General features: G+C 53.7%; 12 protein-coding genes, 1 tRNA gene and 1 pseudogene. 6 read left to right on the forward strand and 8 right to left on the reverse strand.

Annotation, left to right across the window (positions count from 1 at the left end; genetic code table 11):
* Positions 1–113: 113 nt before the first annotated feature.
* The 4 genes from F0155_RS23655 to F0155_RS13080 all read left to right on the forward strand — a co-directional run bounded on the left by F0155_RS23655 (position 114) and on the right by F0155_RS13080 (position 2,794).
* Complete coding sequence (locus F0155_RS23655) at positions 114–572, forward strand: hypothetical protein (RefSeq protein ID WP_204934463.1); 459 nt, start codon at positions 114–116, stop codon at positions 570–572.
* Between the two features lie 234 nt (positions 573–806).
* A complete protein-coding gene (rutR, locus tag F0155_RS13070) occupies positions 807–1,430 on the forward strand; it encodes an HTH-type transcriptional regulator RutR (protein ID WP_150524961.1) in 624 nt (207 codons plus the stop codon).
* Positions 1,431–1,433: 3 nt separating this feature from the next.
* Positions 1,434–1,910 (forward strand): alternative ribosome rescue aminoacyl-tRNA hydrolase ArfB, encoded by a 477-nt coding sequence (gene arfB / locus F0155_RS13075; protein ID WP_150524962.1) that lies wholly within the window; start codon positions 1,434–1,436, stop codon positions 1,908–1,910.
* A gap of 353 nt (positions 1,911–2,263) precedes the next feature.
* Positions 2,264–2,794, forward strand: coding sequence for a YceI family protein (locus F0155_RS13080; RefSeq protein WP_208999260.1), 531 nt, complete (start codon positions 2,264–2,266; stop codon positions 2,792–2,794).
* A 3-nt stretch (positions 2,795–2,797) separates the two neighbouring features.
* Here the strand turns inward: F0155_RS13080 and F0155_RS13085 are convergent, their stop codons facing one another.
* From F0155_RS13085 to F0155_RS13115, 7 genes are all read right to left on the reverse strand, one after another.
* On the reverse strand, positions 2,798–3,319 hold the full coding sequence (locus tag F0155_RS13085; protein WP_150524963.1) for a regulatory protein RecX: 522 nt from the start codon (positions 3,317–3,319) through the stop codon (positions 2,798–2,800).
* A 291-nt stretch (positions 3,320–3,610) separates the two neighbouring features.
* Complete coding sequence (locus F0155_RS13090) at positions 3,611–4,417, reverse strand: MBL fold metallo-hydrolase (RefSeq protein ID WP_150524964.1); 807 nt, start codon at positions 4,415–4,417, stop codon at positions 3,611–3,613.
* On the reverse strand, positions 4,414–5,211 hold the full coding sequence (locus F0155_RS13095) for a TatD family hydrolase (protein ID WP_150524965.1): 798 nt from the start codon (positions 5,209–5,211) through the stop codon (positions 4,414–4,416). Before F0155_RS13095 ends, F0155_RS13090 begins: the two co-directional genes overlap by 4 nt.
* A 123-nt stretch (positions 5,212–5,334) precedes the next feature.
* Positions 5,335–6,420 (reverse strand): DNA polymerase III subunit delta', encoded by a 1,086-nt coding sequence (locus F0155_RS13100; RefSeq protein WP_150524966.1) that lies wholly within the window; start codon positions 6,418–6,420, stop codon positions 5,335–5,337.
* Positions 6,421–6,423: 3 nt separating this feature from the next.
* The gene (tmk, locus tag F0155_RS13105) at positions 6,424–7,113 is read right to left on the reverse strand and encodes a dTMP kinase (RefSeq protein WP_150524967.1); all 690 of its coding nucleotides are present in this window, start codon (positions 7,111–7,113) and stop codon (positions 6,424–6,426) included.
* 53 nt (positions 7,114–7,166) lie between these two features.
* The gene (locus F0155_RS13110; RefSeq protein ID WP_150524968.1) at positions 7,167–8,333 is read right to left on the reverse strand and encodes a D-alanyl-D-alanine carboxypeptidase family protein; all 1,167 of its coding nucleotides are present in this window, start codon (positions 8,331–8,333) and stop codon (positions 7,167–7,169) included.
* Positions 8,334–8,406: 73 nt separating this feature from the next.
* Positions 8,407–9,594 (reverse strand): septal ring lytic transglycosylase RlpA family protein, encoded by a 1,188-nt coding sequence (locus tag F0155_RS13115; RefSeq protein ID WP_244303513.1) that lies wholly within the window; start codon positions 9,592–9,594, stop codon positions 8,407–8,409.
* A 287-nt stretch (positions 9,595–9,881) separates the two neighbouring features.
* Between F0155_RS13115 and F0155_RS13120 the strand changes: the two genes are divergently transcribed.
* Positions 9,882–9,971: transfer RNA gene (locus F0155_RS13120), tRNA-Ser, on the forward strand.
* A gap of 139 nt (positions 9,972–10,110) precedes the next feature.
* The gene (locus tag F0155_RS13125) at positions 10,111–11,451 is read left to right on the forward strand and encodes a DUF6538 domain-containing protein (RefSeq protein WP_150524969.1); all 1,341 of its coding nucleotides are present in this window, start codon (positions 10,111–10,113) and stop codon (positions 11,449–11,451) included.
* A gap of 289 nt (positions 11,452–11,740) precedes the next feature.
* On the opposite strand, the pseudogene F0155_RS23435 reads toward F0155_RS13125, so the two are convergent.
* A pseudogene (locus F0155_RS23435) lies at positions 11,741–12,384 on the reverse strand (hypothetical protein); the annotation flags it as partial.

Genomic DNA, 12,384 nt, shown 5'->3' on the forward strand with positions numbered 1-12,384 from the left:
CGCGACTCAACTACGTAGCCGGACTCGGTAGTTTCCAACAGTTTTAATAAGTCATTAACCATAACATCATGCAAAGAGACTGTTCATGCAGAACAGCATGGGGGAGCTTCGTCATGACATTAGGACTTATCACCGGGCTGCTTGGCCACCACAAGGGCAAGCTTGATATCGGGAAAGCGAACCTGTTCGGACAGCATCTCGTTCAGGCGCAGTCTGCCGGGCATGCAAATGTCGAGGCGAAATTCGACGCAAATGTGAATGCCAAAGTCGAAGCGAACGGCGGAAATGCACAGATAGCGAAGGGTGGATGTGTTCACTCCGCGCATGCAGCCCACAAGCCACAAGTCGTCCATGGCACACACAAACCGGAACAGAACCACAAGCCGGAAGCAAAGCCCGAGCCAGAGGCAAAGCCGGAACCGGAAAAGAAGGAGGAGGGCGGCAAGCACGACCTCTTTGGTGGACTGTTGCAGGGACTGCTCGGCAAGAAACTCGGACTCATCGGCGGTCTGCTTGGCCTGAAAAAGGGCCTTCTAGGGGCTCTCGGCGGCCTCTTTACAAAGAAACACTGATAGGGTCACTTACGCCCCGCACAGCATTACAAAATCGTTGGCCGTTGACCCGAAATTACCTGACGGGTCAGCGGCCTCTTTGTTTTTACAGTCTTTTCCGTCTCACGCTTTTTTATCCCCACACGGTCTGCATGGTTGTCGAGCCCCATAAAAAGAGGTTACCTATGGGGAATTGGGGCAAACGGAGAAGGGGGCTCTCGGGTGACAACCCAAACAGGCACGGCTAAGGCCGGAATGAGCCGAATCCAGGAAAAAAACCGCGCAAGAATTCTTGATGCGGCATTGGGCGAGTTCTCCCGTTTCGGATATGCCGGCGCTACGATAGAGCAGATCTCGAAAGCAGCGGGTATGTCGAAATCCAACCTGCTGTATTACTTTTCGTCCAAGGATGCTGTTTACGCAGCCGTCATGGACCAGATCCTCGATGGCTGGTTGAACCCTCTACGAACTCTGGACAGGGACGGGGATCCCGCTCTGGAACTGCGGTTCTATATCCGGCAAAAGCTTGAAATGTCAGCGAAAACGCCCGATGCATCCCGGCTTTTCGCCAATGAAGTCATGCAAGGTGCCCCGCAAATCAAACAAGCACTTGAACAGGATCTGAAAAAGATTGTCGCCGAAAAGGCCGATGTCATTGAGCATTGGATCAAGGAAGGCAAGATCGGCAAGGTGTCACCAGTGCATCTGCTTTTCATGATCTGGGCGACTACACAGCATTACGCCGATTTTGCTGCGCAGGTCTCGGCAGTTACCGGAACAGGCCTTGAAGACCCTGCATTCTTCGACGAAACCGAAACTGCCATATCAGGCATCATTCTTCATGGGCTTGGTCTCGAATTGCCCGCCAAGAAGGCTTGAACCATGTCTGGCGGAAAAGACGAATTTGAGGATGATGCACCGTCAGCACCAAGGGGCTTGATACCCGTTACGAGTCGATTGCACATCAGTTCCGACGATATCCGCGAGGACTTCATCCGCGCTTCAGGACCCGGCGGACAAAACGTCAACAAGGTTTCAACGGCTGTCCAGTTGCGTTTCAATCTGGCGACAAACGAGAGCCTGCCGGAGGATGTGAAAGCCAAGGCTGCCAAGCTTGCCGGCAGTCGTCTCACATTATCTGGCGAGATCATCATACAGGCCGATCGATTTAGAACACGTGAGCGAAATCGTGTGGATGCACTGGAGCGCTTGATCCAGTTGCTCGCAAAGGCGACCGAAAAGCCGAAACCACGGAAAGCCACTAGACCGACACTTGCATCCAAACGTCGGCGGCTCGACACGAAAAAGAAGCGCGGCGACATCAAGAAGCTGCGCGGCAAGTCCTGCGCCCATGACTAATCAATCTGCAGGATTGGCAAAGCAGTGATAATTCGGCCAAATGAGCATCCCGGGGGAGCCTTAAAACGTTCTCGGCCATATCTTCATTCCAATCAGCATTGCCACACACATAAACCGCATAATATATATTATGGAATATTTTTAGTTCGCCAATTTGAACCGTAGGCATGCCCCGGTCCGTTGAGTTCTCCGCCAAATGTGAAACCCCAATCAGCCGTCAGCTCTCGAATGTCACCACCAAGCGCACTAAGATCTAATACAGAACTTGGAGATGTCGCTTATCTCACTGGAGGATGAAACCGATGCGAATGGCGCTGACAATCTGCACTGCCTTGATGACGAGCATTCCGGCAATGGCTGAACCGCATCGATACGAACTGGATCCGGAACACACGACTGTCGCGTTCTTCGTCAGCCATATCGGTTTTGCCGACACGCTTGGAATATTCACGAAAGTGACTGGCTCATTTTCCTATGACATGGATACGCAAGCCTTGTCCGATGCGCTTGTGACAATTGAAACGCCCAGTGTTGAATCCTTCAACGCAGCCCGAGACAATCACGTCCGCAGCAAGGACTTCCTTGACGCGAAATCCCATCCGACCATGACGTTCCGCGCGAATGCCGGAGAACCTTCAGGCCCAACGCATGGCACGGTTACGGGTGAACTGACCCTGCGGGGCAAAACGATCCCGATAACACTTGATGTTACGCTGAACCGTGCCGAGAAATACCCATTTGGACACGGCCGGTTTGTCCTTGGTATCAGTGCGCGCGCGACACTAAAAAGAAGCGATTTCAGAATGACTTACGCCGTGGAAAACGGCCTTGTTGGCGATGAGGTCAAAATCATGATCGAGACAGAGGCAATGCGCATGGAGTAGCGGCTAATCTTCGCCCTGCCCGTCGATTTCTCCATCAATGACCTGTATCGCGAGAGAAACGCTGAAGCCGGCTCGACACATGGCTGCTATGTCACGTTCCCGGCGAACCAGGCGTTCGCCTTCAGTCGACCGGAACGGCCCCAACCGACGTCTTTGAGCGTATCTCAACGCAGCTTCACCATCGTCCACCTGAACTGTCTCGATAGCCTGCTGAGCTGTATCCTGATCAATTCCCTTTGCCGCCAAACTGGCCATGATCTTCCGTGTTGAACCACCTTTACGGCGCAGGCTGGAAACCTTGCTTTGTGCAAAAACTTTATCGTCGACAAACCCGTATGACTGGCACTTCCCCACCACGGCTTCAATAATGGTTTCAAGGTCTTCGTTAGCGATGGCATCGTCATCCAGAAATCGTCTGGCTTTGCGGCGCAACACCTTTTTCAGGTTGTGGACCGACGAACCATAACGATCAAGATACGCATAAGCGGATCTCGTAAGGCGCTGTTCTATCTTCTCTTTTTTCATCGAGTTGCCACATGCCCTACGTGCGAAGTATTATCTTCATGACTTTTATTTAATTGGGATCAAGTCAAATTCGCGCCGTTCAAATAGTCGTGTAGTTTGCCAGATTTGATTATTTAGTTAACGCATGTTAATGTTTTGACCGTGTTCCGAACGCTACCGGTACAATGAGTAGTCGTCGAAGTAGTTTGCGACCTTGAACCGGGACCTGTTTGCCACCGCTTACCACGCGAAGAACGCCTACTACGGGCAGAAGCTTTCAGGCTTCTGCCCGTTCTTCCTTGAACACCCCAATTACAGTCCAATTTCAATCTTCATCCCGTCATAAGCGGGACGTATGTGCGACGGCAGTTCAGCGCACAGGGTCTGATAGTCCATATCGACATGCATGTTGGTCAAAATGGCTCGACCAGGTTTCAGTACGTCTATCCAGCGCAAGGCATCCTCGAGGGAAAAATGGCTGGGATGCGGTGTACGCCTGAGTGCGTCGATTATCAGGATGTCCAGCCCCGAGAGTTCTGCAACATTTCTGTCTGAAAGATCTGAAACATCAGGCATATAGCCGATGTTATTAAACCGGAACACCAAGGCAGCGATATCGCCATGACGCACTAGTACGGAGTTGAACTCAAGCTCCCCACCTTGTCCGGATACTGAGCAAGGTATGCCGACGATCAGAGGGTGATGATCCAGGATCGCGGGATAAGACGACCCTTCCGGTGTTTTGAAACAATAACCGAAGGACTCAAGAGCACGCGCTGTTGTTGGCTCGTCCATATAAACCGGCATACGGCTTCGGTTCCGGATCGTGAAGACGCGAAGATCATCAATTCCGTGAAGATGATCGGCATGCGCATGCGTATAAAGAACCGCATCCAGATCCTGAACATTTTCGCGCAACATCTGCTCGCGAAGATCAGGGCCTGTGTCTATGAGGACGCGCGTCGCTCCGGCAACCGAAATCCTGTCCACGAGCAAGGAGCAGCGCGAACGTCGATTTCGGCTGTCGTTGGGATCGCAGAGCCCCCAATCGTTTCCTATGCGAGGAACGCCTCCGGAAGACCCGCAACCAAGTATGGTGACAACCAAACGATCCGTCATTCACCACCTACCGGCGACGGGCGCGGAACCTTTGAAAACAGGCGGAAGAAATTCTCCGTCGTCTGCCGGGCCATTTCTTCGGCACTCACTCCGTGCACTTCGGCAAGAACCGCTGCAGTCATCGCCGTATATGCCGGTTCATTGCGTTTGCCGCGACGCGGTTGCGGCGCGAGATAGGGCGCATCGGTTTCCACCAGCAGGCGATCGATTGGAACATCACGGGCAATTGCCCGCAGCTCTTCAGAGCGTTTGAAGGTGAGTATCCCGGAAAACGAGACATAGAGGCCGAGCTCGATCCCGGCCATTGCCAGTTCGCGTCCGGATGAAAAGCAATGGAGGACGGCCTTGAAGGGCCCCTTTCCCATTTCCTCCCGTAAGATGGCCGTCATGTCGTCATCTGCATCGCGTGAATGAATAACCAGCGGCAAACCCGTCTCGCGAGCAGCGGCAATATGGGTTCGCAGTCCCCTTGCCTGGGCATCCCGCGGAGCCTTGTCGTAGAAGTAATCAAGCCCGGCCTCACCAATGGCGACCACTTTCGGATGAGCGGCAAGGGCGATGATTTCCGAAGCGGGTATTCCGTCCTCCTCCCCGGCATTGTGGGGGTGAGTACCAACGGAGCAATAGACCGGCTCATGGGCTTCAGCGACAGCAAGGACCTGCGGAAACTTGCGCACACGCGTGCAGATGGTCACCATCAATTTCACACCGGCTTCGCTAGCCCGTTCGATCAGGGCTTCGTGTTCGCCGTCGAAGTCTGGGAAATCTAGATGGCAGTGGCTGTCTACAAGCATGAGAAAGTCTGGGTTCGGTTATTGTGGCTGAATTGGTGTCCATTAAAACGGCTTTCGCCAAACATCCACTTAATGAAGAACACAGGCCGACTGGCCTTCAGGAGTCCTGAGGCGCCGATCCGTTCAGGCACTTTTCACCCTTAATCTGGCGAGTTTCAACACCAAATCAAGGACCACCTGCTTGCGGTCTAGATTGAGGGCATCCGCATCGCGAACTGCCTGATTGAACTGTTCCCATAGGCCGGAAATCTCATGGGCAATGGATAAACCGGAGGGGCCGGATCGCGCCGACTGCGCCAACAGGCCATGCAGATAGTGTTCTGCGACATGCTGGAAGCTTTCCCAGTTGTCGCTTTGCCCACGCGCCGACACGAGGTCTCCGAGACCGTGGAGGGCCCCGATGCTTGGCGAACCACCCTCCTGGACAAGCTTCATGAAGCCACGTGCAATCGCCAACCCATCCCCGGCAAGCAATACAAAGGCCGATCGGAGGCTACCGTCGGCGTACGACGTGACATCTCGAATGTCCCGTTCGCTTGCAGCCAAATCCGGTGCGAATTTCGACAGGCCGGTCGCCAACTCACCTTCTGACAATGGAGCAAGGTCAAGTCGGCGGCAGCGAGAACGAATGGTCGGCAGCAGACGCCCCGGTGTATGCGAAAGAACAAGGAATACAGATCGCGCCGGCGGCTCCTCAAGGATCTTCAAAAGTGCGTTGGCCGAGCTTTGGTTCATGTCATCGGCCGCGTCCACAATGCAGACGCGCCATGCGTTCGCAGATGCAGTGGTTCCAAAAAAGGAAACGGTTTTTCGGACCTCATCAACCGGCAAGTCCGACTTGAACCGCTTGCCGCGTTCATCCCAGGGGCGGCGCAAATGAAGCACGTTCGGATGCGCACCGGCTGCAATCTGGTGATACACCGTGCTGTCAGAAGACACCGAAAGGGATGAAGCGCTGCCAACGACATCCCCGAACCGATCCGGATGTGCGAGCGCAAACCGGGCGAAGCGGAAGGCCAGAGTGGCCTTTCCTATCCCCTTAGGCCCTCCGAGTATCCACGCATGATGGAACCTGTCGGACCTGTAGGCGTCGAGCAAGGCACGTTCAATCTCGGCATGGCCGATCAGGTCAGACTGTTCGCGCGGCAAGGGAACGCCCGGCAGAGCGTCGACTTCCGGTGTCTCGACGATCTCGTTGCGCGGGGCCATGCCTCAGTCCTGTTCTTTCAATGTTGCGATGTCTTCCCCACCAGCTTCGACGAAAAGATCCTTGAAGTGGCGTTCCACGATCCACCAGATTTCCTTCGCCACATGGTCTGAGGAATGACGCCCGTCTACAACGCCAAAACGATCCGGCTCACGTTTGGCAAGGTCGAGAAACAGAGTACGCCGACGTTCGTGCGTGGCGATGTTGTCGGATTCAAAGCGATCCGGGCCACCAGAAGCATCTGTTTTTGAACGAGCCGAAACCCGCGACAAACCGATTTCAGCCGGAATATCGATCAGTATCGTCAGGTCCGGCCTCGTCCCGGCCACTGCTACCGTTTCCAGGAGGTCCAGCACCTGAGTATCAACCCCGGCTTCGCCTTGATACACGCGCGTTGAATCAGCGAAACGGTCACAGATTACCCAGTCACCACGCTCAAGCGCAGGTACGATCACACTGTCAACGTGGTCGGCCCGTGCAGCGGCAAAAAGCATCGCCTCGCCGCGAGGACCCAGCTTGCGCGCAGCACCTGACAAGAGCATCTCGCGAATCTTCTCAGCCCCGGGAGAACCACCCGGTTCACGCGTCAAGATCACCTGAATTCCGAGTTCCTCAAGCCGTTGTTTCAAAAGCGCAATCTGGGTCGTTTTGCCCGCGCCTTCGCCACCTTCAAATGTAATGAATTGACCTGTCACCCGACGGTACTCGCTCACCTTGCAGCTTGGCCTAGAGTGTTCTGCATACAGGCTCACAGCCAGCCGAACAACAGCTCTTGCAGCCCATCGGTCGCACGCGAGAACAAATCCCCTCTTTCGATCCGCTCCCCACCTGTTTCCAGCGGTACACGGTGAACGATCTGCTCACCGGAGAGCACTATGAGCTCGCCGAGCACCTGTCCCGGCTCAACGGGCGCCTGCACGGGCCCCTGATAGGAAACACGGAGCCGATAATCCAGCGTACCGGCCTTGGGCAAGAGCACACTGATATCAGACGCTGCCACCAGAGGAACCTCGCTCGCCTGCCCGCCGTGTACGCGGGCAAAAGCGATGGTTTCGCCCTTGGAGAAAATTGTGCTGATGGAAAAGAGCTCCCACGCTCCGTCCACCACTTCCTTGAGGGCCTGAGCCCGCGCCTTCGCCGATGGAGTGCCCGCAACAATCGCGATAACCCGCCGCCCGTCCCGGATGAGGGACGCAGCTGCTGCAAATCCGTCTGTTTCGCTTGATCCGACACCAAATCCGTCAAGACCACGCACTTCGCCCATGATCGGGTTTCGGTTGCGTTGAAAAATGCCGTTCCAGGTGAATTTCCCGATCGAGAAAAGCGGATATCTGTCCGCATACTCATGCAGCATGTGTTGGCAAAGGGCCGCCATATCCTCTGCAGTCGTCACAGCCCCTTTCGCGGGCATTCCCGCCGGGTTATCGAACCGGCTCGCTGTCAGTCCGATACGGGCGACATAACCATTCATTCTTTCGGTGAACTTCGCCTCGTCATGATTGAGGCATTCCGCGAGGATGATGGCAGCATCATGGGCCTGATGGACAAGCAGACCCTTGAGAAGGTCTAGAACCGGTATCTCGGATCCAAGTTCGGCAAACATCGTGGGATTGCCCGAGGGCGCCCCTCCTGTTCGCCACGCATACTCGCTGACCTTGCATGGGGTTTCCTCGGTGATCTCACCGTCCTTGATCGCCTGAAACACTGTTGCAGCCGTGACAATCCTGGTAAGCCCGGCGGGTTCAAAGGTCTTGTTTCCGTCCTTTGAATAGAGCACCGATCCGGTTTTGGTTTCGACCAGGAAGGCGATCGGCGCACGTGTTGACAGGACCTCCGCCTTGGCTTGACCGAAATCTGTCACCAGTAGGCAGACAAACAGGTTGGTCCAAATCGCAGATCGCAAAAATTGACGCACTACACAAGATCCCGCAGAGACCTCCCCGCGCAAGGCACGGGGATCCAATCGTGACGAACTTTAGCGGGTAAGGTCAGCGCCCTGCAAGGCGTGTCAGCGGAATCCTGTCACTACGCGCAAAATCAAACAGGCCATGCGCCTTGTCGATGCGAGTATCCGGGAGATAAGAGGACACGGGGGTCGGGGTTTCACCAACAGGGATGCCTTCAAAACCGTTCTGGACCGGAGCCAACGGTTCGGATGTGAAGCCGACCGGAGTGACCGTCGGCACATCAGGCGTAAATGTGTTTGCCGAAGCAACCTTGACGGTGCCGGAATTCAGCTCGAAAGCAGAAGCCGGATCGAAAGCAATCTGATAACTCGCCGTTGCATCGAACGAACGCGCCACAGACGCCGAAGCTGTCAGATACGGACGCGGGGCCGGTGCTGGAGCGCCACCAAAAATCAACTGCGGCGGAACAGAATCTGCCTGAGCAAGCTGCGTTCCCGGGAATGTTCCCCCAGGAGCAACCGCATCCGGTCCGCTGTAGGACGCCATCAGGTACTTTTCATCCTTGCCATCGAGGCGAGCCTTGCCGACATACTCGACCTTGACCTTCGCAACCCCGTCCTGCTTCGTGCCCAGCATGTCGGCAACACGTTCCGACAGGTCGATGATACGATTGCCATGGAAAGGGCCGCGGTCGTTGACGCGAACGATCATCGAGCGACCGTTATTCACGTTCGTTACGCGGGCATAGGACGGAAGCGGCATGGTCGTATGAGCCGCCGTCAGACCGTAACGGTCGAAAACTTCGCCGTTTGCCGTCTTGCGGCCATGGAAAGTCGGGCCATACCAGGACGCCAATCCGACATTTTTGTAGTCCGGATTGTGCTCAGGCTGGTACCACTTGCCGGCAATCTTGTATTTCTTGCCAACCATATACCGTCCGCCACCTTTGGGAACGGACTGGCCTTCTGCAACGACCTTCGGGCTTCCCTTCACGCCGTATTTGTCAGGACTGAACTTGTTCTTAGTTGGTGTCGTTTTGGGCGTGGAACCGCAAGCTGCCAAAAGACCGGCAACCGCAGCAACCATCAAGATACGACCGGAATTGGCAACGATACGACGGGTCCGCTCGGACGAAAGTCCGACGGCGTCTGACTGTGTTGCATGAAACCCAGAGGTCGAAAATACGCCCAACCCAAACATCCTGCCATCCTGTTGGTGACGCGCTGGCAGCCCATTCACGCGCGTCTTGTCGTTATCATCGAACCACATGATTTTTCGCCGCACAAATACGCCGTCCGGCAGAAAGAAAAACCCTAATGATCCCCAGGCGCTCGCCCCCGCTAAAACGCCAACCGTGAATTTAACCGGTTCTTTATTACTTCAAAGTGAATCACACGTCGAGAAATCATCTCGTCGGCGCTGAAACTTGCTCAATCGCCTTTCAAAGTCCAGTCAAATTCGATTTCCGCCAGCGCTTCCCGGTTATCCAGTGAAACTTCGCCGCTCCGTGTCTCCCCTCTTGACTTTTTGAGGGGAAAGCCTGAAACGGAGGCAACGGAAGAGTGGTCGAGTGGTTTAAGGCACCGGTCTTGAAAACCGGCGTGCGGGGAACCGTACCGTGGGTTCGAATCCCACCTCTTCCGCCACCTCCAATTGCACCCCTCTTGACATATCCCGCAGAAATCCGCCATTTTCTGCGTTATAAGTTTCCCGCATGAGTTGAAATCCAACCTCTAGGGGCACTTTTGGGGCACTTTTTGGGGCACATTTGGGGCACTTTTCAAAATGGCGGATTACAAAACGTATATTGAAAAAAAGGGTGATTGGTATCACTACCGGCGCAAGGTGCCCGCCGAATTTCAGGACATAGACCCGCGCAAATACGTCAAAAAGGCGCTAAAAACACGCGACAGGGCAGAAGCAAGGGCAAGGGCATTGGAGATTGACCGTCAGGTCATGGCGCAATGGTCAGCCCTGAAGAATGAGAAATCATCCGACCCCGTAGAACGCCGTAAAGCTGCCGTTGATCTTGCAAACGCGCATGGCTTCGATTACCGCCCGTTTCCTGAAGTCATGAACTTGCCAACTGCCGAATTTGTCGCCCGCGCCGCAAAGCTTGGCGAAATAAGCTCAAATACAAAACTCAATTTTGAAGCCCTGTTCGGTGGCGCAACCCCCACAACAGAAATCAAAACCAGTGCCCTACTGGATGAATTCGAGAAACTGCGCAAGGCTGAGTTAAGCGGGAAAAGCGACGATCAATTGCGCGTTTGGCGCAACCCGCGAAAGAAGGCAATTGCCAATTGGCTAAAGGTCAATCCTGATTTGCCGGTTGATCAGGTAACCCAATTTCACGCCCTCGACTTTCGCGACTGGTGGCTAGAGCGGATCGAAACCGAAGGGTTGAAATATGGAAGCGCCAACAAGGACATTGTTCACCTAGGCAAGATGCACCGGGAAATTTGCAAGTTTCACCGTATCCCAAGCGTGAACCCTTTTAGCGGAACCCTCTTGCAGGACGACGAAAAGAACGAACAATTCCCGTTCTCGCGTGAATGGGTGCAAGATCGGCTGTTACCGGGACTGGCAGGCATGAACGACGAAGCCCGTGCAATTGTCCTAATCGTTGCTTCGACAGGTGCGCGCCCTTCCGAAATTGCCCGACTTCCAAAAGATAGGTTTATTCTGGATTCCGACATCCCGCATGTATTGATTGAACCAACGGATAAAAACAAGCTGAAGACAAAATATTCCAAGCGCTCAATTCCATTATGCGGCACGGCGCTATTAGGTGCGGAAATGCTTATTTCGCTGAAGCAGAGGAAATATTTTGAAAAGTCATCAACTCTTTCGGCGACCGTGAACAAGTATCTTGCACAAAACGGCCTGAAAGAGACGGAAAAGCACACCCTTTACAGTTTGCGCCACACCTTCCAGGACGGCTTAACCGCCCTCGATGTACCCGACCGAATGCAAACTGAAATCATGGGCCACAAGTTCGACCGGCCCTTATACGGCACCGGCCCGACACTGGAACACAAAAAGCGGATCGTTGACCAACTGGCCTTTTTCCTACCCGGCCAAACCCGCCCGGCTTCCATCACGGATGAAAGGCAAAGCGCATGAAAACCGATTTAGAGCCCGCTCAGATTGATTTGAAGGACGTCCTAACCGATTACTTTCGGGACATACCGGAACCAGTACATGCCTCACCCCAAGACCATCTTGTTTGGGTTGAAAGGCAGATTGCAGCACCAGAGAAAAAACAGGGCAAAAGGTGACCGGCAAACTAAGTGCACCAATACAAACCTTATTATTCTTCATCAAAATCATTTGTTGAACTGCTTGGCAATTCAATAAACCGCACGACAAAGCTAATGAACATCTTGCATAGCCTAAGCGATAGAAACGACAATCACGGGAACGGGTAGTGAATCGCCTGCCATCCCCCTGCAGAATAGCCCATTTTTGTGTAGCAATCGAAGGAACGCCATTTCGGTTTGTCTATTAACGAGAAGAACTCTTGTGTGTTCGCCTCCCCTTTCGGTAGTTTTCCGAATTGCGCGAATGACATAATTGCACACGCAGCTAGAGCATCTACAGCATGCTCTAGGGTTGCAGAAGAGAACGCTGTTTCCCGATTGTGCTTTGTTAGATTGTAGGCATCGTACCATGACAATGATTGAGTTGCCTTACTTGAAGTCCAATTAACAAAAGGCTTTCTGTCGTTTACGTCTGAGTATGGTGACACACGAACTGAATAGTCACCGAGTTTCAAAACCGGCAACAATTTTACATAGTCATTTGTAGACATCTTCTGCTTATTATATCCATTCGCAATCAATATACCCTTACACTGAGCCTCGAATTCCGTACAGGAAATAATAAGAAGATTGCGTATTTCGTGACCATAAACATTCAGATTACTAGTCGTTAGGCTAACTACTTCACAAATACGCTGCAGCGCCTTTACCATAACCCCTAGTTGGAACGAGGTATCAGCGTGATCAGCCCCACCTAAGCGGTCCAGTTTGAATGTTAGTGCATGATTAGCCTGGG

The organism is Roseibium sediminis (assembly GCF_008711325.1).
Taxonomy (GTDB): domain Bacteria; phylum Pseudomonadota; class Alphaproteobacteria; order Rhizobiales; family Stappiaceae; genus Roseibium; species Roseibium sediminis.

Bases quoted from the DNA above. Each gene is read 5' to 3' on its own strand.
- rutR (WP_150524961.1), top strand. From the start codon at position 807: ATGAGCCGAATCCAGGAAAAAAACCGCGCAAGAATTCTTGATGCGGCA.
- F0155_RS23655 (WP_204934463.1), top strand. From the start codon at position 114: ATGACATTAGGACTTATCACCGGGCTGCTTGGCCACCACAAGGGCAAG.
- F0155_RS13085 (WP_150524963.1), bottom strand. From the start codon at position 3,319: ATGAAAAAAGAGAAGATAGAACAGCGCCTTACGAGATCCGCTTATGCG.
- F0155_RS13090 (WP_150524964.1), bottom strand. From the start codon at position 4,417: ATGACGGATCGTTTGGTTGTCACCATACTTGGTTGCGGGTCTTCCGGA.
- arfB (WP_150524962.1), top strand. From the start codon at position 1,434: ATGTCTGGCGGAAAAGACGAATTTGAGGATGATGCACCGTCAGCACCA.
- F0155_RS13100 (WP_150524966.1), bottom strand. From the start codon at position 6,420: ATGGCCCCGCGCAACGAGATCGTCGAGACACCGGAAGTCGACGCTCTG.
- F0155_RS13095 (WP_150524965.1), bottom strand. From the start codon at position 5,211: ATGCTTGTAGACAGCCACTGCCATCTAGATTTCCCAGACTTCGACGGC.
- F0155_RS13080 (WP_208999260.1), top strand. From the start codon at position 2,264: ATGGCTGAACCGCATCGATACGAACTGGATCCGGAACACACGACTGTC.
- F0155_RS13115 (WP_244303513.1), bottom strand. From the start codon at position 9,594: ATGTGGTTCGATGATAACGACAAGACGCGCGTGAATGGGCTGCCAGCG.
- F0155_RS13125 (WP_150524969.1), top strand. From the start codon at position 10,111: ATGGCGGATTACAAAACGTATATTGAAAAAAAGGGTGATTGGTATCAC.